This is a genomic window from Actinomadura harenae (genome assembly GCF_003696215.1).
GTDB classification, from domain to species: Bacteria; Actinomycetota; Actinomycetes; order Streptosporangiales; family Streptosporangiaceae; genus Spirillospora; species Spirillospora harenae.
Map to the genome: position 1 here is coordinate 88,173 of NZ_RFFG01000020.1, position 25,502 is coordinate 113,674.

The window sequence follows — 25,502 nt, forward strand, 5'->3', positions numbered from 1 at the left end:
GTCAGTGCGTGCGCCCCGGGCGGCGGCGTGCCAGTCTGACGCTCGTCGGGCCACGCGATTCCACGGGAGAAGCGAGGATGACGCCTGACGACACGGGAACCGCCGCGCTGGTCAAGACGCGGATCGAATATCTGGAGGAGCTCGGCGACGAGCTCGTCAGGCGGGGCCTGCGGGTACGGCTCACCGTGCCGCGCGGGCAGGCGCCCGGCCTGCACGTGACGAACCCGGACGCGTCCGCGCTGACGGAGAACATCCTGGCCGAGGAGGACGCGGACGGCTGGTGGTACCGCTGGTCCTGGGGTGAGCGCCTCGCCCCGGCGGGTTCGGTCGCGGACGCCGCCGACCTGATCCAACGCGTTCTCGCCGCGCTGGACTGACCACACCCGCACGGGCGGCACCCGCACGGGCACGCCCACCGCGCACAAGGGAAACCCGTCGAAACGGCCATGCGCACCCGCATGGCCGTTTCGCATGGCCGCCCTCCGCGACTCCGCTCCCGCGCGCTCTCCCGCTCCCGCGCGCCCTCCCGCTCCCGCCCGCTCCCGCGCTCCCGCCCACGCCCGCCCGGCCTCCGTGCCGGATTTCGGGACTTATGTTGGGGCGGCGAACTTTTTCTTGATCTTGATGCTTCGGCGGGGGCCGTGAAGTCCGTCCTGGTGGCGGGTGTTTCATCCGTGTTGAGCTGGCGTTACTGGATTGTTACTGCTCACAACAAATTCATCCGGCCCTGGGGGTGACATCACCGCCGAACCCGACATAAGTTGCGGGACACAACATTTCGCGTGACGGCGAGGGGGGAGCCCCACTGACCCGTCCCGCGTGCTTCCCACCCCCGACGACCGGCCGCGGCGACGCGGCCACCCCAGAAAGGACCCGGGCACATGCGCAAGGGGATCATCGGTCTCGCTGCGGTCACCGCCGCGGCGGCCCTCACCCTCACCGCCTGCGGGGACGACAAGAAGGACACGGCGTCCGGCGGCGACGCCGCGGCCAAGGGCAAGATCGGTGTGATCCTGCCCGACACCAAGTCCTCGGTCCGGTACGAGAGCTTCGACCGCCCCTTCCTCGAGCAGTCGTTCAAGGCCGCCGGTGTCAAGTACGACATCCAGAACGCCGAGGGCTCCACCCAGCGGTTCCAGACCATCGCCGACCAGATGATCACCAACGGCGTGACCGTCCTGATCGTCGACGGCCTGGACTCCAACTCGGCCGCCGCCGTGCAGCGCAAGGCGCAGCAGCAGGGCGTCAAGACCATCGACTACGACCGGCTGACCCTCGGCGGCGTGTCCGACTACTACGTCTCCTTCGACAACGTGAAGGTCGGCGAGGAGCTCGGCAAGGGCCTGCAGAAGTGCCTGGGCGACAAGCAGGCGAACATCGCCTACCTGAACGGCGCCCCGACCGACAACAACGCGACGCTGTTCGCCCAGGGCGCCCACAGCGTCCTGGACAAGGTCGCCACCTACAAGAAGGTCGCCGAGCAGGCCGTCCCGGACTGGGACAACCAGAAGGCCGCCACGATCTTCGAGCAGATGCTGACCCAGCAGGGCGGCAAGATCGACGGCGTGCTCGCCGCCAACGACGGCGTCGGCAACGCCGCCATCTCGATCCTGAAGAAGAACTCGCAGGCCGGCAAGGTCCCGGTGACCGGCCAGGACGCGACGGTGCAGGGCCTCCAGAACATCCTGGACGGCACCCAGTGCATGACGGTCTACAAGCCGGTGAAGCAGGAGGCCGACGCGGTCGCCAAGCTCGCCATCGACGTCATGAAGGGCCAGAAGGGCGAGACCAACGGCACCACGAACGACCCGCAGGGCAAGCGGGACGTCCCGTCGATGCTGCTGAGCCCGATCGGCGTCTTCAAGGACAACGTCAAGCAGGTCGTCGACGACGGCTTCGTCAAGAAGGACGAGCTGTGCAAGGGCGCCTACGCGGCCAAGTGCACGGCCGCCGGCATCCAGTGACGACCGACCGCTGAGCAGTACCGGAACGCGCCCGGCCCATGGCACCACCGGGCCGGGCGCGCTCCGGAGCGCACGGCGAACCCGAAGGGAATGACGTGGCAGAAAACGGCGAACCCGTCCTGCGCCTGGTCGGCGTCAACAAGAGCTTCGGCCCGGTGCACGTCCTGCACGACGTGGACTTCACCCTCCGCCAGGGTGAGGTGATGGCTCTGGTCGGCGACAACGGCGCCGGCAAGTCGACCCTCATCAAGTGCATCGCCGGGATCCACCCGATCGACTCCGGCGTCATCGAGTACGACGGCCGCGAGGTGAAGATCGGCGGGCCCCGCGACGCCGCCGAACTCGGCATCGAGATCGTCTACCAGGATCTCGCTCTCGCTGACAATCTCGACATCGTGCAGAACATGTTCCTCGGACGCGAGCAGCGCAAGGGCATCGTCCTGGACGAGGACGCGATGGAGGAGAAGGCCCGCGAGACGCTCGCGCGCCTCTCGGTCCGCACCGTCAAGTCCGTCCGGCAGCAGGTGTCGAGCCTGTCCGGCGGGCAGCGGCAGACCGTCGCCATCGCCAAGGCCGCGCTGTGGGACTCCAAGGTGGTCGTGCTGGACGAGCCGACCGCCGCGCTGGGCGTCGCGCAGACCCGGCAGGTGCTCGACCTGGTCCGCAGGCTCGCCGACACCGGCCACGCGGTCGTGCTGATCTCGCACAACATGAACGACGTGTTCGAGGTCTCCGACCGCATCACCGCCCTGTACCTCGGCCGGGTCGCGGCGGAGGTCAAGCGCACCGACGTCACCCACGGCCAGGTCGTGGAGCTCATCACCGCGGGCCGCTCCGGCGACCTCGGGCTGGCTCCGACGTCCGCGGCCGAGACCATCTGATAGGGGAAGCGATGTCCACCGACATCCCCAGGCTGGCGGACGCTGACTTCGCCGCCGACCGCCGGCAGCTCGACGTGCGCTCCGCGGTCTCCGACTACTGGGCGCGGGTGCGCGCGGGCGAGCTGGGCGCGATCCCGGCGATCCTCGCCCTGGCCTTCCTGGTCGTGCTGTTCACCGGGCTCCGCCCGGAGACGTTCCTGTCCAAGGGCAACGTCGCGAACCTGTTCACGCAGGCGCTGCCGGTGACCATCCTCGCGATGGGCCTGGTCTTCGTCCTGCTGCTGGGCGAGATCGACCTGTCGGCGGGCGTGGCGAGCGGCGTGTGCGGCGCGGTCATGGCCAAGCTGATCGTCGACTCCGGCCAGCCCTGGTACGTCGCGGTCATCGCGGCGATCGCGGTCGGCGTCGTCATCGGGACCGCGATCGGCTGGCTGGTGTCGGTCATCCGGATCCCGTCGTTCGTCGTGACGCTCGCGCTGTTCCTCGGCCTCCAGGGCATCACCCTGAAGCTGATCGGCAAGGGCGGCACCGTCCCGGTCCGGGACGACGTCATCGTCGCGCTCGCGAACAAGAACATGCCGATCTGGCTCGGCTGGACGCTGGCCGTCGTGGTCTCGCTCGGCTACGCCGGGAGCCAGCTGTGGCGCTGGGACCGGCAGCGGCGGCGCGGCCTGCACGGCAAGCCCGTGCAGCTCGTCGCGGCGCGGGTGCTGGTCGTCGCCGTGATCCTGCTGTTCGGCACGTTCGTGCTGAGCCTGGACCGCGCGCCGAGCCCGCTGGTCACCCTCGCGGGCATCCCGTGGGGCGTGCCGCTGGTGGCCGTCCTGCTGATCATCGCGACGTTCGTGCTGGACCGCACGGCCTACGGACGGCACCTGTACGCGGTCGGCGGCAACGCCGAGGCGGCCCGCCGCGCGGGCATCAACGTGACCCGGATCCGGATGTCGGTCTTCATGATCGCCTCCGGGCTGGCCGCGGTGTCCGGCATCGTCGCGGCGTCCCGGCTGAACTCGGTCGCGACGGACTCGGGCGCGGGCAACACGCTGCTGTACGCGGTCGGCGCGGCCGTCATCGGCGGGACGAGCCTGTTCGGCGGGCGCGGACGGGCCCGGGACGCGATCCTCGGCGGCCTGGTCATCGCGATCATCGACAACGGCCTCGGCCTGCTCGGCGTGGACGCCTACGCCAACTTCCTGATCACCGGCGGCGTGCTGCTGCTGGCGGCGGGCATCGACGCGCTCTCGCGCCGGCGCCGGTCGGCGACCGGAAGATAGCGGGACGCGTCATGCGTTTCCGGCCGCGCCCCGGGGACCCCGCCAACGCGGGGCCCCGGGGCGCGCCCGTCTCCACTCCCGTCCGGGACGCCCCGCCCGCGACACCCTTCACGGCGTCTCCCGCCGCGCCCTTCACGGCGTCCCCGGCCGAGGCCGGAACAGGCCCGTGGGACGGCGCGGGAGCGGTTGTGGGCCGGGACGTCCCGGCTGCTACGCTCAGCGCCCACGACCGCTCCACGCGCGCGGGCGGCGCGGCTTGGTGGGAGCCCCCCGGAATGTCACAGACCCCTGTGTTGGACCTGCGCGGCATCGACAAGAGCTTCGGGCCGGTCCGAGTCCTCCAGCAGGTCGACTTCACCGCGTACGCGGGTGAGGTGACCGCGCTCGTCGGCGACAACGGCGCGGGCAAGACGACGCTGGTGAAGTGCGTCGGCGGCATCCACCCCATCGACGGAGGCGAGTACCTGTTCGACGGCCGCCCGGTGCGCCCGACGAGTCCCCGCGAGGCCGCCGCGCTCGGCGTCGAGGTCGTCCACCAGGACCTGGCGCTCGCCGACAACCTCGACATCGTGCAGAACATGTTCCTCGGCCGCGAGCGCCGCCGGGGCCTCGTCCTGGACGAGACGGCGATGGAGGAGCTCGCGCGCCGCACCCTCGCCGAGCTGTCCGTGCGGACGATCGGGTCCGTCCGGCGGAAGGTGTCGGAACTGTCCGGCGGGCAGCGGCAGACTGTCGCGATCGCCCGCGCGGTGCTGTGGGACTCGCGCGTGGTCGTGCTGGACGAGCCGTCCGCCGCGCTCGGCGTCGCGCAGACCCAGCAGGTGCTGGAGATCGTCCGGAGGCTCGCCGACCAGGGGCTCGCGGTCATCCTGATCTCGCACAACATGAACGACGTGTTCGCGGTGTCGGACCGGATCGCCGCGCTCTACCTGGGCCGGACGGTCGCGCAGGTGCGCGCCGCCGATGTCACGCACGCCCAGGTCGTCGAGCTGATCACCGCGGGCCGCTGCGAGTCGCTGGGGATCCGCGGATGAAGGCGGGACCGTCACAGGAGGACATCCGGCGGCACAACCTCGGCACGCTGCTGCGGTACGTCCACGTCCGCGGCCCGGCGTCGCGCGCGACGCTCGCCGAGTCGCTCGGGCTGAACCGCAGCACGATCATGGCGCTGACCGCCGACCTCACCGCGGCCGGGCTCGTCCGGGAGGAACTGCCCCGCAGCCCCGGCCGCCGCGCCGGACGGCCGTCGCTCGTGGTGCGTCCCGAGTCCACGCGCGTGTACGTCCTGGCGTTCGACGTCGGCGTGGACCGGCTCGCGGTCGCGCGGGTCGGGCTCGGCGGCGTCGTCCTCGACCGGCGCGAGTCCCCGCACGAGGGACGCGGCCCCGTCGAGCCCGCCGAACTGGTCGGGACGCTCGCCGGGCTGGCCCGCTCGCTCGTCCGCAAGGCGGGCCGGGACGCGGTGTGCGTGGGCGCGGCGCTGGCGTTCCCCGGCATCGTCCGGCGCGGCGACGACGTCATCCGGTTCGGGCCGAACCTGCGGGTCGGGGACGTGACGCTCGGCGACATGCTGTCCCGGCGGCTCGCGCTCGGCGTGCCGGTCGCCGTCGCCAACGACGCGAACATGGGCGCGATCGCCGAGCACGAGCGCGGCGCGGGCGTCGGCTGCGACGACATGGTCTACCTGCACGGGGACGTCGGCGTCGGCGGCGGCATCATCGTCGGCGGACGGCTGCTCGGCGGCCAGGACGGCTACGGCGGCGAGGTCGGGCACATGGGCGTCAACCCGGGTGGCCGGCCGTGCTCGTGCGGCGCGCGCGGCTGCCTGGAGTCGGAGGTGGGGGAGCGGACCCTGCTGACCCTCGCGGGCCGCGCCGACCTGACCGGGATGACGAGCCGGGAGGCCGTCCGCGCGATCGTGGACGCCGCCGACCGCGGCGACGTCGTCGCCCGCGACGCGCTGCACCAGGTCGGCACGTGGCTCGGCCGGGGCGTGGCGAACCTGGTGAACATCTTCAACCCGGGCCTGGTCGTGTTCGGCGGGACGCTCCGCGACGTCTACCTCGGGTCGGCGGCGCAGGTCCGCAGCGTCCTGGCGACGGAGGGCATGGCCGCGCCGCGCGAGCGCGTCCGGCTGCGGACGGCGCAGCTCGGCGACGACACGACGCTCCTCGGCGCCGCCGAGTTCGCGTTCGCCGACGTCCTCGAAGACCCGCTGCACGTCCTCGCGCGCCTGCGCGACCCGGAAGAGGAACCGGTGAACTCCTAGGCGAAGCTGCCGTAGGCCCCCTTGTAGAACAGCAGGGGTTCGCCTTCGTGGTGCTTGTCCAGGTGGTGGACGCGCGCGACGACGATGACGTGGTCGCCCGCGACGTGCTGGTTCTCGACCGACACCTCGATCCAGGCGAGCGCGCCCTCGATGACCGGGCTGCCGCCGGGGGACCCGGTCCAGGTGATGTCGGCGAACTTGTCGCCGCCCTTGAGCGCCAGCCGCTTGCAGACCTCGAGCTGCGGCTCGCTGAGGATGTTGATGCACAGCCGCTCGGCGTCGCGCAGCCGCGGCCAGGTCGTGCTCGTGTGCGCGACGCAGAACGCCACCAGCGGCGGGTCGAGCGAGACCGAGGTGAAGGAGTTGGCGGCGAGGCCGGTGGGACGGCCGGTCGCCGTGTCGATGCCGGTGATCGCGACGACACCGGTCGCGAACCGTCCGAGGACGGACCGGAACCGGGCGCTGTCGATGTCGGTGACCTTGCCGTCCGTCCGGGCGGCTCCGGGCGCCGAACCGCTGGCCGAGTGCCCGTTGGGGGATCCGTGCATGCGGCGTTCCACTCCCGGTCCGTGGCGTCGCTCGGCCGACCCGGTCGCCGGGAGCGCGGTGGCGTGTTCGGCCATCACACCCGTTCCCTTCTCTTAGCCAAGCGCTTGCTTGGACGATAGGCGGGCCCTCTCGATACTGTCAAGCACGGCGCCCTCGGGCCTTCTTCCCGTATCCGGACCTCTCCGGACAGAAAGATCAAGCGCACCGAATGGTAAAGTCACACAAGCGCTTGCTTGCCTGCATCTCAGGGAGGACGCCCGTGCCGGGATTCCGCGACCGGACCGCGATTGCCGGAGTCGGCTACACCCCGTTCAGCAAGGACTCCGGCGTCTCCACGCTCACCCTCGCCGTGGACGCGATCACCGCCGCCCTCGCCGACGCCGGCCTCACCGTGGACGACGTCGACGGCATCGCCACCCACCGCGTCGGCGACAGCACGCCCCCCTGGGTCGTCGCCCCGGCCCTCGGCGTCCCCGAGGTCACCTGGTACCTCGACCAGTTCGGCGGCGGCAGCGTCTCCCACTCCGTCATCGCCCAGGCCGCCATGGCCGTCGCGTCCGGCATGGCCGAGACCGTCGTCTGCTACCGCGCCATCAACGCCCGCTCAGAGTTCCGCATGGGCGGCACCGGACGCGCCCCGGCGCCCATCTTTGACGTCCAGTACCAGGCCCCCTACGGCTACTTCGCCCCACCGCAGCAGTTCGCGATGTACACGCGCGCGCACATGAGCCGCTACGGAACGACCCACGAGCAACTGGGCCGTATCGCCGTCCGCCAACGCGAGAACGCCGCGAAGAACCCCCGCGCACTGAAACGCGACCCGATCACCCTGGACGACTACCTCGCGTCCCGCTGGATAGCCGAACCCCTCCGCCTGCTCGACTGCTGCCTGGAGACCGACGGCGCCTGCGCGGTCGTCGTCACCTCCCGCGCACGCGCACGAGACCTCCGCCGCAAACCCGTCCTCATCTCCGCCGCCGCCTGGGGAGGCGGCGACAGCATGTTCTCCGGTGCGGGCTCCACTCCGTCCGGCACCGACTGGACGGTCACCGAAGCCGCCCGCCTGGCCCCACGCCTCTACAAGATGGCTGGTGTCGGCCCGTCCGACATCGACGTCGCCGAGCTCTACGACTGCTTCACCTACTCGGTGCTCGTCCAATTGGAGGACTACGGCTTCTGCCCCAAGGGCGAAGGCGGCCCCTACGTCGAATCCGGCGAGGGCCCGCCGGTCAACACCCACGGCGGCTTCCTGTCCGAGGGGTACGTCCACGGCATCAACCACATCGCCGAAGCCGTCTCCCAACTCCGCGGAGACGCCGGCGACCGCCAGGTCCCGGGCGCCCGGACCGCCCTCTCGACCGCCCAGCCCGGCTACGTCCTCGCCGGAACCTCGGCCCTCGTCCTCCGGAGCGACCAGTGATCGTCCGCCCCGAACCCGACCGCGACTCCCGCCCCTGGTGGGAGGCCGTCCGCCGACACGAACTGACCGTCCAGCAGTGCGCCGACTGCGGCCGCCTCCGCTTCCCGGCCCGCGCGATCTGCAACGCCTGCCGGTCCCGCGCCTCGACCTGGACCCCCGTCTCAGGCCGAGGCCGCGTCTACTCCTGGATCGTCAACCACCAGCGCTTCGCCCCGTCCATGACCGAGCCGATCACCATCCTCGCCGTCCGCCTGGACGAAGGCGACGACCTCCTCATGTACGGCAACCTGACCGAACCCGCCGAGGTCCACGACGGTCTCGCCGTCGAGGCCGTCTTCACCGACCACGACGACGAGACCCTCATCAACTGGCGCCCCGTCCGCGACCGCGGCTGAGCGCCGCTCCTTCCCCCGATCGTCTGGGCCCCGCATCCGCACCGCGAGGAGTCGCGCCCATCAGTGGCTTACCACCAGCTGGTGCAGACGTCGTAGTCGGTCCACGCCGCCCGGGCGCAGGCGCGGAACCTGAGGTTCGGGTCCGAGCTGGCGTAGTGCGCGGGCGTCCACCAAGGCTCATTGGGGCCGGAGCTGGAGAACGGCCCGCACTGCATGTTCCCGTTGCCCCCTGTGGTGGAGACATCGAGCCAGAAGAAGTCATGCATGCCCGTCCAGCCGCCGATCACCGCCCAGCCCGCCTGACGGCCGTTGATCTGACCGACCACCAGCTTGATGGATTTGTCACCCTCCAGCGCCTCCTCTCGGATGACGGTGCCGTGCGGGAGGGAGGACGGGCGTGGCCACGAGGCGCACTCCGCTGGTGTGGCGGACGCGGCCGGCGCGGTGGCCACGGAGGCGAGGGAGGTCAGGCCGAGGCTCAGTGCGGCGAGGACGGAGGCCCCACGGGTGATGCGGATGTGCTTCACGGGTGTCTGGTGTCCTTTCGTGCGGTGTGACTCGCGACATGTGGCCGCCGCCCGGTGTGTCTCCCCTCCGAGCTGCGGCTTCTCCAGTTCTGTCAGTCACCGGATTGTCTGGCCAGTCCCCTCCGTCACTCCAGACAAAGCGGGGGGATCCGTCTCGTGACGGCGAAGTAGGCGTTTTCCCGGATGGACGGCTCGCCCGATCTTGATCAAGATGTGGGCGCGCGGCCGGGTGCATGCCCGCGCGGCAGGGACCGGGAACGAACGAGGGGACCGACCTTGGGGCGTCGTGAGAAACCGCTGGATCCGACGGACGGACCTGTCGCACGATTCGCCTTCGAACTCCGCAAGCTGAGGGACGAGGCGGGCGGGATCACCTACCGGGCGATGGCGGCCCAGGCCCACTACTCCACCGCGACCCTCGCCGACGCGGCGGCGGGACGGCGGCTCCCGTCCCGCGAGGTGGCCCTGGCCTACGTCACCGCGTGCGGCGGCGACCCCGACGAGTGGGCGTCGCGCTGGGACGAGGTAGCGGAAGAGATCGCGGACCGGCCCCGCGACGACGGGCTCGTCTGCCCCTATCCCGGACTGGCGCGCTTCGAGCTCGCCGACCGCGACCGCTTCTTCGGCCGCGACCGACTCGTGGAGCGGCTCGCCGCCCTGGTCGAGAGCCGGAGTGTCAGCCTCGTGGTCGGACCCTCCGGAAGCGGAAAATCCACACTGCTCCGCGCCGGGCTGGCCCCGGCCTTAGAAGACGCGGGTTCCGCCGTCCGGGTCGTCACACCGGGACGCGGACACCTGTGCACGCGCATCGAGCCGCAGAACGCGCGCAGCGTCCTCATCGTGGACCAGTTCGAAGAGGTCTTCACCCTGCGCGAGGATCCGGACGAGCGGGCACGCTTCATCGACCTCCTCCTGGAGTTCGCCCACGAGGACGACGACGCACGTCTCGTCCTCGCCGTGCGCGCGGACTTCCTCGGGCACTGCGCCCAGCACCTCGCCCTCGCCGAGGCGATCGAGGACGGCACGGTCCTGGTGACGCCGATGGGCCCGGACGAGCTGCGCGAAGCCGTCGTCAAGCCCGCCGCCGCGACCGGGCTCGTGGTGGAACGGTCCCTGACCGCCCGGATCGTCGACGAGGTCGCGCGGGAACCCGGAGGGCTCCCGCTGATGTCCCACGCCCTGCTGGAGACCTGGCGGCGGCGTCGCGGCCGGACGCTGTCCGAGACCGCCTACGAGGCGGCGGGCGGGATCCGGGGCGCGATCGCCCGCACCGCCGAGGCCCTCTACGACGAGCTGACCGACCGGCAGCGCGAGGTGGCCCGGCTCCTGTTGCTGCGGCTGGTCGCCCCCGGCAGCGGAACCCAGGACACCCGCCGTCCCACGGCCGTCGCCGAACTCGGCGTCGGTGAGGGGGACGAGGCCGCCGACGTGCTCGAACGACTCGTCGCCGCCCGGCTGGTCACCCTCGACGAGGGCACCGCCGACCTGGCGCACGAGGCTCTCCTGACGGCATGGCCCCGGCTCAGCGAATGGATCGACCAGGACCGGGACCGGATCCGCGTCCAGCAGCGGGTGACCGAAGCCGCCGACGGCTGGGAGACCCTCGGCCGCGACTCCGGCGCGCTCTACCGGGGCGCGAACCTGGCCCTCGCCGAACGCAGCTTCCCCGGCGACCGGGACGGCCTGACCATACTGGAGCGGACGTTCCTGGACCGCTCCGTCGCGGCACGCGAAAGCGCCCGTCGGCGACGCCGCACACGGAACGTCGTCCTGTCCGCACTGCTGGCCGTCGCCGTCCTGGCCTCTCTGGTCGCCTGGCAGCAGAACCAGATCGGCGACCGGCGCCGCACCGAGGCGGCCGCCCGCCGCGCCGCGGACATCGCCGAAAGCCTGCGCTCCTCCGCCCCCACCACCGCGATGCGCCTGTCCCTGGCCGCCTCCCAGATCGCCGACCTCCCCGAGTCCCGCTCAGCCCTCCTATCCGCCGCCTGGCAGCCGGAAAGTGCCGCCTTCACCGACCCGACCAGCGGAGCCGCGGTGATCCGCAGGCTCAGCACCGACGGCCGGACACTGACGAGCATCGGCGCCGACCAGACGACCCGGTGGGACCTGGACACTGGGCAGCGTGTCAGCCTCTGGCCCGGCCTAGGCGGCGACGCGGAGTCGGCAGGGTTCCTGCGTTCGGATGCCCCGATCGTCCCGGTGTTCCCCCGAGACTGGTCCCGCGGCACCTTCGTCCTCCGTGATCTGACCACAGCCCGGGTCACACGGGAGTTCCCCGCCGACGCGGGCGCGGAAATGGGGCCGGATGGTGACCGGGTGATCGGGTATTCGATGACCAACACTGCCAACGTGGTCCGCCTGTGGGACGTGTCCGAAGGGAAGAAGCTGCTCGAACTGTCCTTTCCGCGCGTGCACGGCAAGGACAACGGTCTGGCCAGCGGCGATGCCACCAAGGGGTATTCCGTCGTCCGGCGGCTCATTCGTGAACGCCGCTCGGGTCCTCTGACCGAAGATGTCTTCCCGGACGCGACGCTCAGCCCCGACGGACGCCGTCTCGCGGTGTGCGTCTCGGGCGAGCGGATCCGGATCTGGGATGTCCGGAGCGGACGCCGTCTGCCCACACCTTGGGCTCCGCGAGCGGGTTACGAGTGTCTGAGGGAGCACGTCCTGTTCACCCCCGAAAGCAAGGGACTCGCCTTCGTCGACGACGACGGCGTGCGCGTCTGGGATATCGCGTCCGGGCGGCAGACCGCCAGAGTCGACCACAACGCCCTGAAAGAAGCGGCCTTCAGCCAGGATCGCACGCACCTGGTCGGCACCGACGGGGCGGAGATCCTGCTGTGGCGGCTCGACCGGCCCGACACGCCCGTCTTCCGGCACGCGCTCACCGGCCAGCGGGCCACCGACATCCGCGTCGATCCCCACGCCGGGCGCCTTCGGTACATCGGCGGACCTCCGGGCACCGAACGGACGGTCTACACCCTCGACCTGCGGAATCCCGGTGCCCCATGGCGGGATGTCCCCGCCGCCGAGGCGACCTTCGCCCGCGACGGAACGATGCTCGCCAGCATGCGCCCGATCCCGGACGGCGGCACCCTCCAGATCAGCCTGACCCGCCCGGACACCGGACGAACCGTCGCCACCCTCCCGCCGGTCCCGTGCCGGGACAACTACACACGTCCAGTCCTTGACCCGCAGTGCCAACCGCTGCTCACCTTTGACGGCGCTGGGAACTCACTACTCTTCGGCAGCAGCGTGATCGGCCCCGAATCCGGACGCAACCGCATGTCCCTCTGGGACCTGCGCCGACAGAGTGCCACACCGTTGACCGGCCTGAGCGACAGGTCCATCAACAGCGTCACCTTCGGCCCGGGGGCCGAATCGGTGCTCTTCCTGGAGAGCCCCACGGGTGCCGAGTCCGGCGCTCTGCGGCTGTGGGACATGCGCCGTCGAGCCACCGTCGCGACACTGCCGATCCCCTCACGAGGAATCGGAGGCACGCTGTCGGCCGTGGCCTTGCACCCCGACGGCAGGCTTCTCGTCACCGACCAGTCCCTCGCGTTCGAGCTTCCCTCAGGGCGGGTTCGGCCTGCGGCGGACCGTCCGGGCGAGGCTGTGGTCATGGTCTTCAGTCCCGACGGCAAGCAACTCGCCGTCGGTGACCGGGCCGGTCGGGTCGGCCTTTGGAACGGCGACGCCACCCGGCGGCTGGGCGACCTCGCCGGGTCCGAGCCCGAGCCCGGCGGGGTCACGGCCATGGCCTTCAGCCCAGCCGGCCAGTTCCTCGCCGTCGCCACCGCGAACGGCATCGTGCGGCTCTGGGACACCCGCTCGCACCGTCCCGTCGGCTCCCCGCTCCCAGTCTCCGGCGACATCCCCATGGCCCTCGCCTTTAGCGCGGACGGCAATACCCTGTACATCGCCAACCAGCGGGCCCCACTGCAACGTCAGCGGATCGACCTCGTTAGCGCCCAGTCCACCGTCTGCCAACGCGCAGCAGGCGGGCTGACCCCGACCGAGTGGAAACGCCTCATTCCAGACGCCCCCTACCGGCAGACCTGCCCCGACGCCGCTCAGCGCTGAACCGAACTCACCCCGCTCGTTCGGCGGCGGCGCGTTTGTGCAGAGCGGGTTTGTCGATCTTTCCGTTGGCGTTCACGGGCAGGGAGTCCACCGGGATCACGCGGCGCGGGACCTTGTAGTTCGACATGTTGTCCCGCGCCCAGGCGACGACGGCCTCTGGCAGGACCTCCTGCCCCGGCGGCGGGACGACGTAGGCCCAGCCCACCTCGCCTTGGCGGTCGTCCGGGACGCCGATCACCGCCACTTGGGAGACGTCCGGGCAGGTCAGCAGCAGGCCCTCGATCTCGGCCGGGTAGGCGTTGAAGCCGGAGACGATGAACATCTCCTTCTTGCGGTCGACGATCGCGACGTTGCCCGCGTCGTCCACGATGCCGATGTCGCCGGTGTGCAGCCAGCCGTCCGCGTCGACGGCCTCGGCGGTGCGTTCCGGGTCGTTCCAGTAGCCGCGCATGACGCCGTACCCGCCGACGAGGATCTCGCCCGGTGAACCGGACGGCAGGTCGTCGCCGTCGTCGTTCACGACCCGCACCGAGACGCCCGGCACCGGACGGCCCGTCGAGCCGGCGATCACCTCCACCGGATCGTCCGGCCGTGTCATCGAGACGACGGTGCCCTCCATCAGCCCGTACGCGTTGATCATCCGCTCGATGCCGACCCGGTCCACCAGCCGGCGGATCAGTTCGGGCGGGACGGCGGCCGCCCCGCAGATCAGGACGCGCAAGGACGACACGTCGCGCCCGTCCAGCTCGTCCAGGATCTTGAAGAACATCGGCGGCGCGCCCGCCAGGACGCTGACCCGGTTCTCCTCGATCAGATCGAGCAGCCCGGACGGGTCGAACAGGGCGATCGGCATCATCGTCGCGCGGCGCAGGACGCAGGCGAGCAGGCCCGCGTTGATCCCGAAGCCGTGCGAGAACGGCGCGATGATCGGATAGCGGTCGCCCGGACGCAGGGTGACGAGTTCCGCCCAGTCCCAGTACCCGCGCAGCAGTTGCGAGTGGTGCAGCATGACGCCCTTGGGCGTGCCGGTCGTCCCGGACGTCGCCATGATCGAGGCGATGTCGTCCAGGCCGACCGCGAGCGCCCGTTCCTCGGCCTCCGAAGCCGACGTCTTCTCCCCGCCATCGAGGAAGCCGTCCCAGCTCATCGCCCCCGAAGGTGCGACGCCCGCCCCCAGGACGACCCGATGCCGCAGCTCGGGCAGGTCGGCGTCCGCGATCATGCCCAGGTAGGACGTCCCCATGAAGCCCTCAACCGCGAGCAGCACGGACGCGCCGACCTTCCGCAGTAGCCCGGCCGCCTCCAGCCCCTTGAAACGCGTCGAGACCGGGGCGACGATCCCGCCGACGTCCCAGATCCCATAGGCGGCGACGACCCAGTCCGGACTGTTCGGAGCCCAGACCGCCACCCGGTCGCCGGGCCCGACGCCGAGCGCGATCAGCGAACGCGCGACCTCGGACGCCCGTTCCGCCAGGGACGCCATCGTGAGCCGGACGTCCCCGGCCACGACCACCTCGGCGTCCGGATGGTACGCGGCCTGGGACCGGAGCATGCGCGGGATCGTCCCCCACGCGGGGACGGGCTCAAGGTCCATCACACCCCCAGCGCGGAGCGGTCGCGCCCGAGGTGGTGTCCCCGGACGTCGGTGACGTTGCCCGGACGCCGCGACTCAGCGACCTCCTCCTCCACGACGACCTCGATCGACACCGGGGTCAGCGCGTACAGGGCCTGAGCGATGCGGCCCTTCCACATCGGGTTCCGCACGAGCGTGTCGCGGTTGAACCGGACGTGGAGCGCGGCGGCGTCGAGGGTGCCCTCGCGGGTGATCCGCAGGTCCCAGCGCGCCACCCCGTCGATCTTCGACAGCGCGGCCTCCAGCTTCGGGACGGAGATCCACCGCCCCCTGACCAGCACGTGTTCGCCGACCGTGTGAGCGGGAGCGGGCACTCCGTCCTCTCCGCCCGCGAGCCGCACCGCGTACCCCGTGCGGCGCACTTCGTCACCCGCGAACACCACGAGCTCGGCGACCCCTGCACCAAGCGGAGCCTCCAGAACCACATCCTTGTCCGGGGCCGCAAGCCCGAGCCCCCCGTCCCGCACAACCGTCAGCACCGCATCGGACGGCCGCTTCCAAGCAATGGGCACGCCCAGGAACGGATCGGCGAGCAGCTCCCGGACCTCGGCCTCGAACTCGGCGGCGAGCTGCGCCGCGGCGTTCGGTGACGGAATCTCACCCACCACCAGAATCCGTTCCAGCTCCAGATCCAGCGGATCGAGCAGGAACTCCAGGTGCAGCCGCGCGAGCAGATCCATCGCGCCCGTCGGCGTGATGATCAGCGTCGTCGCCTCCACGGCCTCCAGCGCCGAGTGCAGCCGCATCCTCCCGCGCGCGCCCACCGACGCCGACGCCTGCGCGACCGATGCCGCGGCCCGCGCGATCAGTGATCCGCCCGGCTCGCCGTCGTCGTTCAGCGCGACCACGACCCGGTCGGACGGCCCGACCCCCGCCGCGCGCAGTGTCTCGGCGGCGATGCCGACCGCGTCGTCCGGCAGCGGGACGACGAGGTCGCCCTCGGAGGAGACCGCCAGCGGCCCCCGCGCGCGCGTCCCGGCCGGGAATCCGTGCCTGGTCAGCCAGCGGCTCACTGCGCGACCTCCTGCATGAAGAGCTTCATCGAGTTGCAGACGTGCTCGTGCGCGAGCCCGCCGACCTGCGCCTGGAGGATCAGGTCGGTGGCGCCGGCCGCCTCGAGCGCCTCGACGGCCTTCCGCGAGCCCGCCACGTCGTCGATGACGACCATGGTCTGCTCGCGGAGCACCGCCATCGCCTCGTCCGGCGGCATCCCGACGGCCTGCTGGCCGAGGACGCGGTGGGTGGCGTGCCGCGCGTCGGTGTAGCCGGGCGGCGCGACCAGGTTGATCTGCCTGCGCAGGTACCACAGGACGGCGTCGGCGGCGGTGTCGACGGCCTCCTGCTGGGTGGGCGCGACGTACCAGGGGATCATCAGCGCGATCCGGCGCGAGTCCGGGTCGAAGCCGCTGTCGGCGAGGCACTGCTTGTACTTCGCGATGTCCTCGGCGACGTCGTCCAGGCCCTTGAGCATCGTCATGCCGAGCAGGTTGAACCCCTGTCTCGCGGCGGCGAGATACCCGTCCAGCGAGGTCGACGCGACCCAGACCGGCGGATGCGGCTCCTGCACCGGACGCGGATAGACCCCCACGTCCGGGACCTCGAAGAACTCCCCGCTGCGGGTCACCGGCCGCCCGTCGGCCTCCCAGATCGCCAGGACGGCCTCCAGGTGCTCCTCCCACAGCTTGCGCGACTGCTCGAACGGCCGCTGGAACGCCTGGTACTCCAGCGGGGACGCGCCGCGCCCGGTGCCGAACTCGACGCGCCCGTTCGAGATCACGTCCAGCGTGGCGACCCGTTCGGCGGTGCGGATCGGCGACTGGAACGGCAGCAGCACCACGCCGAGCCCGAGGTGGATCCGCTCGGTCCGCTGCGAGATCCCCGCCAGCACCAGATCCGGGGCGGACGAGTGGGAGAAGCCCCGGGTGAAGTGGTGCTCGACGAACCAGGCGGTGTCGTAGCCGAGCTGGTCGGCGAGCACCACCTGCTCCATGACGTTGTGGAACGCCTGCCGCTCCACCTCGCGGGAGCGACCACGCACCTCAAGTTCATAACCAAGGCTGACCCGTAGCGACGACATGGAGCCTCCGAGCGTTCCGCTGTGCTGTCAGAGACAAGATAACCAAGCGCTCGCTTGGGACGCTAGTCACGGCGTCACCCGGAAGCGCGTCGCGCGCGGACGTCAGTGGTGAGGGTGTTCGGCGGAGTGGGGCAGGGGAGTGGGCCCGTACGGGGTGAGGGAGGCGAAGCTCCCGCATCCCTCGACGACGACGCGTCCGACCCGGCTGAGGGCCGCGCGCGCACGAGCGCCCGCACGTTCCTGAAGGGCCAGCCAGGCGACCCAGCCCGCGCCCACGACGCCCCAGTAGGAGACCAGGCGGTACAGGCCCACGGCGGCGGCCGCGGGGGCCACGGCCGCTCCCAGCGCGACCAGCGAGGCGGCCATGCTGGACTCGATCGCGCCGATGCCGCCGGGCAGCAGCGGCAGGAGGCTGCCCGCCGCCTGCGCGGCGAAGTAGGCGAGCGTCACGCCGGTCAGGTTGAGGTCGAGGCCGACGGCACGGGCCGCCGCGAACAGCGCGAGGATGTCGCAGACCCAGTTCATGACCGCGAACACCGCGAGGACGCCGACGTCGCGTGCGCTCGGGCGCAGCAGGAGCGCCGCGTCCAGCAGCTTGTCGGCCCAGGGCGCGATCTTCGGGTGCGCGGTCAGCCGCCGGTGCGCCCACCGGAACGGGACGGCCAGCCGGACCCGCAGCGGACGCCAGAACAGCGCGGGCGCGAGCACCGCCGCGGCCGTGGCCGGGTAGGACAGCGCGGTCAGCGCCGGGCCGCGCGCGACGGGGTCGGTGAGCAGCGTCAGCAGCCCGATCAGCGTGTACGTCCCGGTCGTGATCACGCCGCCGACCACGATCACCGCCGTGGCCACCCGCGCGGACGCGCCGGACCGCCGGAACTGCTGGAAGGTGAAGACGACGCTCACCGCCGGACCGGCCGGGAGCGTCGTGGACAGCGCGTTGCCCGCGTAGGTGATCGCGAACGCGCGGCGGACCGGCATCTGGTGCCCGCCGATCCGCAGCAGCCGCCGCTGGAGCCGGGCGAACGCGCCCATCGACAGCGCCTCGGCGAGGACCACGACGACCAGCCACAGGCGGTCCGCGTCGAGGGTGGCCTGCCACATCGCGCGGAAGTCGGGAAGTTCGTCGCTGAACGCGACGAGTGAGCCGAGCGCGACCAGGACGAGCCCCCACTGCACGAGGGCTCCGATGCGCCGTCCGCGCCGTGAACGCGGTTCGCGGGACGACCCGAGCGGCAGATCCGGCCGTTCCGCCGACGCCGGATCCGAGACGGGGGCCGCGACGGAAGCTGTCATGCCACGGTCACCTCGCAAACTCGCTCAGCAGGGGCAACTCGGTGATCGGTAAGAGTGTTCCCTGTCACGGGTCACGAAATCGCAACGTGAGTCCCGTCACAGCGGGCCCGCGGTCCTGAGTGTCCGCCTCGCAGGGAATTGCCGGATTCCTTACGCTTTATTGCGATCTTCGCCCGTCGATCTCTTTCCGTTCCCCCGTCTCCCTCCGTCTCCCTCCGTCTCCCTCCGTCCATGGGGCCGAGCCCCCTGGGAAGGACGCCATGCCCCCCAGCATGCCCACCCTCCGCATGCCCTCCCGGCGCGTGTCGACCGTGCTCGGCGTCGCCTGCGGCGCACTGGCCACCGGTCTCGTCGCCACCGGGATCGCCGCGGCCCACGACGCCGACGACACGGTCGCCGCGGTGCCGCGCGCCGCGATCTCCACGACGCCCGGCCAGACCTCGACGCTCCCCGGCGTCTCCTTCAAGCTGACCTGGAAGCCGACCGACGCGTCCGCGCTGACCGCGCTGGACCGCCTTGTCGCGGACAAGCGCACCGCCATGAAGGCCGTCTCGCTCCGCGACGTCGCCGCCGACGGCACCGACGTGCGCCGCCTGACCTACAAGAGCGGCTGCTCCAAGACCGCCCAGACGGCCGTCGCGGCGCTCAACGCCAAGGTCAAGGTCGGCGCCTGGTGCCCCGACTTCCGCACCGGCAAGAACGACGAGGGGTCCGCCAACTGGATCCCGCAGGGCGTCGCCACCAGCAGGACGAGCCGGCTCGACGGCCTCGCCCTGAGCTGGTACCACGTCAAGGACCCGAAGGCGAAGAGCCCCGTCACCGACATGGCCCGCCTCACCGTCGGCAAGCGGCCCGAGGTGTCCAAGACGGGCGGCTACCACTCCGTCCAGCTCGCGGTGCCGACGCGCGACGCGTCCGGCAAGATCGTGGCCAAGGACGTGAGCGTCGACCTCGGCCACGCGACCGGGGGCATGAGCGCCCAGGGCGTCGCCGAGGCCCCGCAGCACGCGGGCGGCCTCTCCATCGTCGGCAACTACGCCTACCTCCCCGACACCGCCGCGGGCCTGCGCGTCTACGACCTCCGCCGCACCTACAAGGTGACGCCCGGCGGCGGTCTGGGCGTCGGCTCGGACGGGAGGTTCCACGCGCACGGTGAGCACTACGTGCTGTTCGAGACCGGCCGCTACCAGTTCGACCGGACCGCGAACGGCAGCTGCCCGGCATGGGACGTCAAGCCGTCGGCGCAGAACAAGCAGCTCTGCTTCAGCACCGTCAGCTACGACCCGACCTTCACGACGCCGAGCCTGGTGACCACCGAGTACAAGCTCGCCGGCGGGATGAGCTCGAACCGTCCGATCCGTGTGGTCCGGTGGCCGCTGGCCTCGAACGGGACCCTGGCCGCGAGCGGCGGCGTGGTCACCTCCAAGGCCGTCTACGGGACGGTCACGCCGAACGTCCAGGGCGTCGCGACCTACTACAAGGCCGGCCAGGGCGTCTCGGTCTACTACTCCGTCAGCGGCGGCGGCGCGACCCGTCCCGGCAGGATCATCAGTGACCGCGCCGGACGCGACCCGTACACGCTCCCCGGAGTGATCGGCGGCGAGTCCTTCGCCTTCGACCCCTACTCGGGCGGCGACCGCATCTGGGGCGTCACCGAGCACGCCGGCAAGCGGATGGTCTACTGGGCCTACCGCAAGAGCCTGCAGCCCAAGGGCGACCGCTGATCCACCCTGGCCCGGGGGGCGTTCCGCGAGACGGGACGCCCCCCGGCCCGCGTTCACGAGCCGGGCCGGGGACGTCACCCCTCGCGGCTACGATTCCGGACATGAGCGTCAAGGCCGTGATCTTCGACTGGGGCGGCACGCTGACCCCCTGGCACGACATCGACATCGCCCGCATGTGGCGGGAGGTCTGCGCCGCCGGCCTGGCCCCGGACGAGGCCGCGGACGCCGCCGAGCGCCTGAACGCCGCCGAGCTGGAACTGTGGCGGCGCGGTACGGACGAGCACCGCAGCGCCACCCTGGACGAGGTGTTCGCCGTGGCCGGCGTCGAGCCCAGCGCGGCGCTGCTCACCGCCGTCTACGAGCTCTGGACGCCGCACACCCTCATCGACCCCGCCGCCCCCGGCCTCCTGCGCGAGCTGAGGGCCCGCGGCGTCAAGGTCGGCGTCCTGTCCAACACCATGTGGACGCGCGACTGGCACGAGCGGATCTTCGCCCGCGACGACGTGCTCGGCCTGCTGGACGGCGCCGTCTACTCCAGCGAGATCCCCTGGACCAAGCCGCACGCCGAGGCGTTCCGCGCCGCGATGGCCGCCGTCGACGTGGACGACCCGTCCACCTGCGTCTTCGTCGGCGACCGCCCGTTCGACGACATCCACGGAGCCAAGTCGGCCGGGATGCGCGCCGCCCTCATGCCGAACAGCACCGTCCCGACCTGGGAGACCGAGCCGGACGCCGTCCTGCACGGCGGCCTGGGCGACCTGCTCCCGCACATCGACCGCTGGTCCGCCTGACGGAAGATCGACCGCCCGGCCCGCCCGACAGAGGAAGGACGGGCCCCAGGCCGGCCTCCGCCCACAGACCTCAGGAGGCCCTTCGCGCCGCCTTCTCGGCCTTGGCGGCGGCCCTGCCCGCCTTGCCTGCCTTGCCCGCCGTGGCCGCGGGCTCCGCGCTCGCCTTCGCCGAAGCGTCCGCGGCCTTGCCCGCGGGCTTGCGCGTGGGCTCGGCGCCCGTCGCGAGCGGCAGGCCGAGCTGGTCGCGGACGGACCCGAGCAGCCGGTCGACCCGCGCCCGGAGGCTGGCCAGGTTCGCGCGGGCGACGTCCGCCTCGGCCTTGGCCCGGCGCGCCTGGCGCCTGGCCTCGTCGCGCTCGGCCGCCAGGTGCGCCAGCTGCGCCTGGTAGGCCGCCTTCAGCTCGTCCAGCGAGGACGCCGCCCCCGGCGCCGAAGCGGACGTCTCCCGCGCGGACTTCCCACGCGCGGTCTTCCCCTGCGCGGACTTCTCATGCGTCACGGACATGACGGTCTGGATTCCTTCCCCCGATGGCCCCAGCACCCTGCGAATCCGACTAACGAGGACCAGAGCCTCATAGTTCCCAGAATAGGACCGTCCGGTGGATCAGCCGCCGGTGCCTCCCGGCTCGGGCGCGGGGGCCAGCGACGCCGCCGGCAGCCCCGGGAACGCGCTGGACGGCCCGGTCGTCCGGCCCGTCCCCGCCATCGCCTGCCAGCGCACCGAACGCGTCATGGCCTGCTGCATCTCGCGCGCCGCGACCGTCCGCAGCGCCGGATCCGCCACCCCGGCGAGCCCCGCGTACGCGGTCACGAGATCGCGCTCCAGCGCCGCCGCGAGCTGCGCCGCCGTCCGTCCCGACGTCGGCCGCACCGGAATCCTGTAGACGGGCGACGCCGCCACGCCCCGGACGCCCCGCGCGGCCAGCCGTGAGATCAGGTCGTCCCGCTGCGCCCGGTGGTCGTCCCAGATCGTGCGGGCCGTGTCCTGGGTGGTCCCGCGGAGCCTGGCCCCGAGCACCCCGTACCCGTACACGGCGGCGTGCTCGGCCTTCAGCGCCTCCTGGAGCGCCGAGACCGGTGTCACCTCGGTCACGACGCCCTCCCCAGCGCCTCGGCGTGCCCGGCCTCACAGGCGCCGATGCTCGCGAGCACCTGCGCCAGCCCGGCGTCGGCCTTCGCGACGGCCGCCACGAGCCGCGCCGCGGCCCCCGTCTCGGCCTGCCGGAGATCGGCGAGCACCGCACCCACCCCGCCTTCAGGCGCTTTGACCTGCGGTGACGCGGGGATCTTGCCGCCCTCGCCGGCCCGCCGTCCCGACCCCGGGACGTAGTGGCGGCGCAGCACGTCCAGATGCGAACGGTGGTGGGCGAGGACGGGGTCGAGCAGCCAGGCCAGGTCGCCGTGCGCCGAACGCGCCGCCTCGTACCGGGCCACCAGGTCCTGCTCGGCGGTGATCGCGGCCACCAGGACGGGCAGCGCGGACGTGTCGGCCTTCGCGGGCTCGACCGCCTTGCAGCCGCCGAGCAGCGGCAGCGCGGGCAGGGCCAGGACGGCCGATCCGCCCAGCACCGAGCGGCGCGGCAAAGCCGCGGTCCGGGGCGCTGAAGGCGGTGCCGTGGACGCCGCGGGGGGTTCCGCGGCCGATGCCGCCGGCGACCCCGCCGGACGCGTGGACAGGCCCTTCCCTGCCGCGGCCTCGGGCACGCGCGACTCCTCACCGGATCACGAGGGTGGGTGGAGTGGCCAAGCATCCCACATCCCGGCGCTCGCGGCGGCCCGGCGGCACGCCGGTGAGCTGTCCGAAAGGCCGCTGAGGTGTCCGGCTGTCGATAGTCTTGAGGGGTCACCGGACACACGGTGGATTCCGCACAACAGGAGGAGGTCCCATGAGCGTCGAGTCCCGTGGCGGCAGCGCTCACCGGGGCCGTGCCGACGCGGCGGCCCCGACCGGGGGCCCGGCCGCGCAGGCCGGGGCCAGACGGCCCCGCGACGAGACGGCCGCCGAGCTGACCCGGCTGCTCACGCCCGAGGTGGCGGCCGCCGGGTTCGACCTGGAGGCGGTCGAGGTGCGTCCGGCCGGACGCCGCCGGCTCGTGAAGATCGTCGTGGACGGCGACGACGGGGTCAGCCTCGACGACGTCGCCGACCTCAGCCAGGCGGCCTCGGAGCTGCTGGACGCCTCGGACGTGATGGGCACCGCCCCGTACGTGCTGGAGGTCACCTCGCCGGGCGTCGACCGCCCGCTCACCGAGGCCCGGCACTGGCGGCGCGCCGCCGGGCGGCTGGTCGTGGCGCCGCTGACGGACGGGGAGGGCGGCCAGATCGAGGGCCGCGTGGTCTCCGCCGACGAGGACGGCGTCGTCATCGACGTCACGCCCACGAAGGGCAAGAGCGTCAAGGGCCGTCCGGTCAAGCCGGTGCGGCGCGAGTTCGCGTACGCCGACCTCGGCCCGGGCCACGTCCAGGTCGAGTTCCGCTCCGACGCGGACACCGCCGGCAAGGACGCGAAGGCGGGCGCCGGCAAGGACGCCACCGACGCCACCGACGCCGCCGATGACCTGGATGACCTGAACGACCTGGACATGGACGCCGAGATCGACGCCGATGCGGACGAGCACGGCGACGGGGAGCCCGTGGACGACCTCGCGGGCGAGGCCGAGGAAACACGTTCTCCGGCCGAGCCGGAATAGAGGGGGGAGCCTCGTGGACATCGACATGACAGCCCTGCGGCTGCTGGAGAGCGAGAAGGACATCTCGCTGGACGTCGCCGTCAAGGCGATCGAGGACGCGCTGCTGATCGCCTATCACCGGGGTGACAGCGCGGCCGGCCGCGCGCGCGTCGAGCTCGACCGCGCGACCGGGCACGTCACCGTGTGGGCGACCGAGACCGACGACGAGGGCGCGGTCGTCCGGGAGTTCGACGACACCCCGGACGACTTCTCGCGCATCGCGGCGACGACGGCCAAGCAGGTCATCCTGCAGAAGCTGCGCGACGCCGAGGACGAGCTGACCCTCGGCGAGTACGCCGAGCGCGAGGGCGACATCGTCTCCGGTGTCATCCAGCAGGGCAACGACCCGCGGAACGTGCTGGTCGACCTGGGCAAGCTCGAGGCCGTCCTGCAGCCGCAGGAGCAGGTCCCGGGGGAGCGGTACGAGCACGGCGAGCGGCTGCGCGCCTACGTGGTGCAGGTCCGCAAGGGCCACCGCGGCCCGTCGGTGCAGCTGTCGCGCACCCACCCGAACCTGGTGAAGAAGCTGTTCGCGCTGGAGGTTCCGGAGATCGCCGACGGCACCGTCGAGATCGCCGCGATCGCGCGCGAGGCCGGCCACCGCACCAAGATCGCGGTGCGCTCGCGCAAGCCCGGCGTGAACGCCAAGGGCGCGTGCATCGGCCCGCTGGGCAGCCGTGTCCGCAACGTGATGGCCGAGCTGCACGGCGAGAAGATCGACATCGTCGACTGGTCGGACGACCCGGCCGAGTTCGTCGGCAACGCCCTGTCTCCCGCCCGTGTCAACAGTGTGACCGTGGTGGACGAGGCGGCCCGCACCGCCCGCGTGGTGGTGCCGGACTACCAGCTCTCCCTGGCCATCGGCAAGGAGGGGCAGAACGCCCGCCTGGCCGCGCGGCTGACCGGCTGGAAGATCGACATCCGCTCCGACACCGAGTCGGCGGGCGGGGCCGAGGGCCCGGCGGGACAGGCCGCCGGACGTCCCGAGACCGGCGCGGCCGGCGGGCCCCGGAACCGGACGGAAGGCACCCCTCGGCGGGAGGAAGAATCCGGCGAAACCGGATCTTCTTCGCCTGCGGCCCCGGCCGCCGGTCCCGCCGACGCCTCGGCGCGGTAGACTGATGGGTGGTGACCGGGCGGTCCCCGCACGAACGTGCGTGGGCTGCCGGGTTCGCACGGCCAAATCCGACCTGTTGCGCCTGGTGGTCCGGGACGATGTCATCGTCCTCGACCCGCAGGGGCGGCTACCGGGCCGGGGTGCTCACCTGCATCCCGATCCGAAGTGCCTCCAGCTCGCCGTCAAGCGTCGGGCGTTCCCCCGGGCCTTTCGCGTCCAGGGAGCGCTCGATCACAGCGGGCTGGATTCCGCACTTGCGGCATACGCCGCGCAGCAGCAGGATGGCCGGACAGTAAGCGACGTCTAGTCGGAAGCAGGTCGAGATTGCTATGAGCGCTCGATGAGCACGCCGCGATGAGTACGGCAAGGTAACGACGGTCCGGAGGCCGCACCCCCGGACCGAGGTAGGGAGTGCAGTGGCGAAGGTCCGGGTTTACGAACTCGCCAAGGAGTTCGGTGTTGAGAGCAAGGTCGTCATGGCCAAGCTCCAGGAGATGGGTGAGTTCGTACGTTCGGCGTCCTCCACGATTGAGGCGCCGGTCGTTCGCAGGCTCGCAGAAGCTTTCAATCAGGGGTCCGGCAAGTCTGGCCCCAAGGCCGGGAAGAAGCCACAGGCTCCCCGGCCGACCCCGCCCAAGCCGAGCCCCTCGGGCAACGGCGCGGGCGCCCCTTCCCCGGCGGGCGAGGCCCGTCCGGCCGCTCCGGGACCGCGTCCCGGCCCGCGTCCGGCCCCCGCTCCGCGTCCGGCGGCCGCCCCGCAGGGTGGCCCGCAG

The 25,502-nt window shown here is 72.0% G+C and carries 23 protein-coding genes and 1 pseudogene; 15 read left to right on the forward strand and 9 right to left on the reverse strand.

The window, feature by feature from the left end:
• The first annotated feature begins 77 nt into the window (after positions 1 to 77).
• The 6 genes from EBO15_RS13860 to EBO15_RS13885 all read left to right on the forward strand — a co-directional run bounded on the left by EBO15_RS13860 (position 78) and on the right by EBO15_RS13885 (position 6,388).
• On the forward strand, positions 78 to 377 hold the full coding sequence (locus EBO15_RS13860; RefSeq protein ID WP_199744519.1) for a hypothetical protein: 300 nt from the start codon (positions 78 to 80) through the stop codon (positions 375 to 377).
• Positions 378 to 881: 504 nt separating this feature from the next.
• A complete protein-coding gene (locus tag EBO15_RS13865; RefSeq protein ID WP_122194775.1) occupies positions 882 to 1,964 on the forward strand; it encodes a sugar ABC transporter substrate-binding protein in 1,083 nt (360 codons plus the stop codon).
• 95 nt (positions 1,965 to 2,059) lie between these two features.
• Positions 2,060 to 2,845 carry an ATP-binding cassette domain-containing protein gene (locus EBO15_RS13870; protein ID WP_233616172.1) on the forward strand — a complete coding sequence of 262 codons (786 nt, stop codon included), beginning with the start codon at positions 2,060 to 2,062 and terminating at the stop codon, positions 2,843 to 2,845.
• Between the two features lie 11 nt (positions 2,846 to 2,856).
• Positions 2,857 to 4,119, forward strand: a complete 1,263-nt coding sequence (locus tag EBO15_RS13875) for a sugar ABC transporter permease (RefSeq protein WP_122194777.1) — start codon at positions 2,857 to 2,859, stop codon at positions 4,117 to 4,119.
• Positions 4,120 to 4,394: 275 nt separating this feature from the next.
• On the forward strand, positions 4,395 to 5,153 hold the full coding sequence (locus tag EBO15_RS13880; protein WP_122194778.1) for an ATP-binding cassette domain-containing protein: 759 nt from the start codon (positions 4,395 to 4,397) through the stop codon (positions 5,151 to 5,153).
• The gene (locus EBO15_RS13885) at positions 5,150 to 6,388 is read left to right on the forward strand and encodes an ROK family transcriptional regulator (RefSeq protein WP_122194779.1); all 1,239 of its coding nucleotides are present in this window, start codon (positions 5,150 to 5,152) and stop codon (positions 6,386 to 6,388) included. The genes EBO15_RS13880 and EBO15_RS13885 overlap by 4 nt, the downstream gene beginning before the upstream one ends.
• Here EBO15_RS13885 and EBO15_RS13890 read toward each other — a convergent pair.
• Positions 6,385 to 6,936, reverse strand: coding sequence for a flavin reductase family protein (locus EBO15_RS13890; protein WP_122194805.1), 552 nt, complete (start codon positions 6,934 to 6,936; stop codon positions 6,385 to 6,387). The two genes, EBO15_RS13885 and EBO15_RS13890, sit on opposite strands and share 4 nt — an antisense overlap.
• A gap of 260 nt (positions 6,937 to 7,196) precedes the next feature.
• Between EBO15_RS13890 and EBO15_RS13895 the strand changes: the two genes are divergently transcribed.
• Together EBO15_RS13895 and EBO15_RS13900 are read left to right on the forward strand one after the other, a co-directional pair.
• Entirely contained in the window at positions 7,197 to 8,357 is a 1,161-nt protein-coding gene (locus EBO15_RS13895; RefSeq protein WP_122194780.1) for a thiolase C-terminal domain-containing protein, read from the forward strand.
• Positions 8,354 to 8,752 (forward strand): Zn-ribbon domain-containing OB-fold protein, encoded by a 399-nt coding sequence (locus EBO15_RS13900; protein WP_122194781.1) that lies wholly within the window; start codon positions 8,354 to 8,356, stop codon positions 8,750 to 8,752. Before EBO15_RS13895 ends, EBO15_RS13900 begins: the two co-directional genes overlap by 4 nt.
• Positions 8,753 to 8,820: 68 nt before the next feature.
• Here the strand turns inward: EBO15_RS13900 and EBO15_RS13905 are convergent, their stop codons facing one another.
• Positions 8,821 to 9,279 carry a hypothetical protein gene (locus EBO15_RS13905; RefSeq protein ID WP_122194782.1) on the reverse strand — a complete coding sequence of 153 codons (459 nt, stop codon included), beginning with the start codon at positions 9,277 to 9,279 and terminating at the stop codon, positions 8,821 to 8,823.
• Positions 9,280 to 9,555: 276 nt separating this feature from the next.
• On the opposite strand from EBO15_RS13905, the gene EBO15_RS46790 reads away from it, so the two are divergent.
• Positions 9,556 to 13,365, forward strand: coding sequence for an nSTAND1 domain-containing NTPase (locus tag EBO15_RS46790; protein ID WP_122194783.1), 3,810 nt, complete (start codon positions 9,556 to 9,558; stop codon positions 13,363 to 13,365).
• A 7-nt stretch (positions 13,366 to 13,372) separates the two neighbouring features.
• On the opposite strand, the gene EBO15_RS13915 is transcribed toward EBO15_RS46790, so the two are convergent.
• The 4 genes from EBO15_RS13915 to EBO15_RS13930 form a co-directional block, all read right to left on the reverse strand.
• A complete protein-coding gene (locus EBO15_RS13915) occupies positions 13,373 to 14,917 on the reverse strand; it encodes an AMP-binding protein (protein ID WP_233616173.1) in 1,545 nt (514 codons plus the stop codon).
• Positions 14,918 to 14,958: 41 nt separating this feature from the next.
• On the reverse strand, positions 14,959 to 16,011 hold the full coding sequence (locus tag EBO15_RS13920; protein WP_122194784.1) for a hypothetical protein: 1,053 nt from the start codon (positions 16,009 to 16,011) through the stop codon (positions 14,959 to 14,961).
• Positions 16,008 to 17,075, reverse strand: a complete 1,068-nt coding sequence (locus EBO15_RS13925; RefSeq protein WP_122194785.1) for an LLM class flavin-dependent oxidoreductase — start codon at positions 17,073 to 17,075, stop codon at positions 16,008 to 16,010. The genes EBO15_RS13920 and EBO15_RS13925 overlap by 4 nt, the downstream gene beginning before the upstream one ends.
• Before the next feature lie 102 nt (positions 17,076 to 17,177).
• The gene (locus EBO15_RS13930; RefSeq protein WP_122194786.1) at positions 17,178 to 18,368 is read right to left on the reverse strand and encodes a lysylphosphatidylglycerol synthase transmembrane domain-containing protein; all 1,191 of its coding nucleotides are present in this window, start codon (positions 18,366 to 18,368) and stop codon (positions 17,178 to 17,180) included.
• 260 nt (positions 18,369 to 18,628) lie between these two features.
• Here EBO15_RS13930 and EBO15_RS13935 point away from each other — a divergent pair, with 260 nt between their 5' ends.
• Both EBO15_RS13935 and EBO15_RS13940 read left to right on the forward strand, forming a co-directional pair.
• Positions 18,629 to 20,092, forward strand: coding sequence for a hypothetical protein (locus tag EBO15_RS13935; protein WP_147481489.1), 1,464 nt, complete (start codon positions 18,629 to 18,631; stop codon positions 20,090 to 20,092).
• Positions 20,093 to 20,193: 101 nt separating this feature from the next.
• Positions 20,194 to 20,883, forward strand: coding sequence for an HAD family hydrolase (locus tag EBO15_RS13940; RefSeq protein ID WP_122194788.1), 690 nt, complete (start codon positions 20,194 to 20,196; stop codon positions 20,881 to 20,883).
• 70 nt (positions 20,884 to 20,953) lie between these two features.
• Here the strand turns inward: EBO15_RS13940 and EBO15_RS13945 are convergent, their stop codons facing one another.
• The 3 genes from EBO15_RS13945 to EBO15_RS13955 all read right to left on the reverse strand — a co-directional run bounded on the left by EBO15_RS13945 (position 20,954) and on the right by EBO15_RS13955 (position 22,587).
• Positions 20,954 to 21,388: a hypothetical protein gene (locus EBO15_RS13945; RefSeq protein ID WP_122194789.1), complete on the reverse strand. Its 435-nt coding sequence runs from the start codon at positions 21,386 to 21,388 to the stop codon at positions 20,954 to 20,956.
• Positions 21,389 to 21,487: 99 nt separating this feature from the next.
• Positions 21,488 to 21,976, reverse strand: coding sequence for a ferritin-like domain-containing protein (locus EBO15_RS13950; RefSeq protein ID WP_233616174.1), 489 nt, complete (start codon positions 21,974 to 21,976; stop codon positions 21,488 to 21,490).
• Positions 21,973 to 22,587, reverse strand: coding sequence for a hypothetical protein (locus EBO15_RS13955; RefSeq protein WP_233616175.1), 615 nt, complete (start codon positions 22,585 to 22,587; stop codon positions 21,973 to 21,975). Before EBO15_RS13955 ends, EBO15_RS13950 begins: the two co-directional genes overlap by 4 nt.
• A 182-nt stretch (positions 22,588 to 22,769) precedes the next feature.
• On the opposite strand from EBO15_RS13955, the pseudogene rimP reads away from it, so the two are divergent.
• The 4 genes and pseudogenes from rimP to EBO15_RS13975 form a co-directional block, all read left to right on the forward strand.
• Positions 22,770 to 23,387 (forward strand): annotated as a pseudogene (rimP, locus tag EBO15_RS13960) (ribosome maturation factor RimP); the annotation flags it as partial.
• 211 nt (positions 23,388 to 23,598) lie between these two features.
• Positions 23,599 to 24,729: a transcription termination factor NusA gene (nusA, locus tag EBO15_RS13965; protein WP_233616179.1), complete on the forward strand. Its 1,131-nt coding sequence runs from the start codon at positions 23,599 to 23,601 to the stop codon at positions 24,727 to 24,729.
• Between the two features lie 4 nt (positions 24,730 to 24,733).
• Positions 24,734 to 25,036: a YlxR family protein gene (locus EBO15_RS13970; protein WP_122194793.1), complete on the forward strand. Its 303-nt coding sequence runs from the start codon at positions 24,734 to 24,736 to the stop codon at positions 25,034 to 25,036.
• 109 nt (positions 25,037 to 25,145) lie between these two features.
• A partial coding sequence (locus tag EBO15_RS13975; RefSeq protein ID WP_199744520.1) for a translation initiation factor IF-2 N-terminal domain-containing protein occupies positions 25,146 to 25,502 on the forward strand: 357 nt, incomplete at its 3' end.

Excerpts from the sequence above, each read along its gene's own strand:
- EBO15_RS13860 (WP_199744519.1), top strand. The coding sequence starts at position 78 with ATGACGCCTGACGACACGGGAACCGCCGCGCTGGTCAAGACGCGGATC.
- EBO15_RS13865 (WP_122194775.1), top strand. The coding sequence starts at position 882 with ATGCGCAAGGGGATCATCGGTCTCGCTGCGGTCACCGCCGCGGCGGCC.
- EBO15_RS13875 (WP_122194777.1), top strand. The coding sequence starts at position 2,857 with ATGTCCACCGACATCCCCAGGCTGGCGGACGCTGACTTCGCCGCCGAC.
- EBO15_RS13880 (WP_122194778.1), top strand. The coding sequence starts at position 4,395 with ATGTCACAGACCCCTGTGTTGGACCTGCGCGGCATCGACAAGAGCTTC.
- EBO15_RS13885 (WP_122194779.1), top strand. The coding sequence starts at position 5,150 with ATGAAGGCGGGACCGTCACAGGAGGACATCCGGCGGCACAACCTCGGC.
- EBO15_RS13890 (WP_122194805.1), bottom strand. The coding sequence starts at position 6,936 with ATGCACGGATCCCCCAACGGGCACTCGGCCAGCGGTTCGGCGCCCGGA.
- EBO15_RS13915 (WP_233616173.1), bottom strand. The coding sequence starts at position 14,917 with ATGCTCCGGTCCCAGGCCGCGTACCATCCGGACGCCGAGGTGGTCGTG.
- EBO15_RS13925 (WP_122194785.1), bottom strand. The coding sequence starts at position 17,075 with ATGTCGTCGCTACGGGTCAGCCTTGGTTATGAACTTGAGGTGCGTGGT.
- EBO15_RS13930 (WP_122194786.1), bottom strand. The coding sequence starts at position 18,368 with ATGACAGCTTCCGTCGCGGCCCCCGTCTCGGATCCGGCGTCGGCGGAA.
- EBO15_RS13935 (WP_147481489.1), top strand. The coding sequence starts at position 18,629 with ATGCCCCCCAGCATGCCCACCCTCCGCATGCCCTCCCGGCGCGTGTCG.
- EBO15_RS13940 (WP_122194788.1), top strand. The coding sequence starts at position 20,194 with ATGAGCGTCAAGGCCGTGATCTTCGACTGGGGCGGCACGCTGACCCCC.
- EBO15_RS13945 (WP_122194789.1), bottom strand. The coding sequence starts at position 21,388 with ATGTCCGTGACGCATGAGAAGTCCGCGCAGGGGAAGACCGCGCGTGGG.
- nusA (WP_233616179.1), top strand. The coding sequence starts at position 23,599 with ATGACAGCCCTGCGGCTGCTGGAGAGCGAGAAGGACATCTCGCTGGAC.
- EBO15_RS13970 (WP_122194793.1), top strand. The coding sequence starts at position 24,734 with ATGGGTGGTGACCGGGCGGTCCCCGCACGAACGTGCGTGGGCTGCCGG.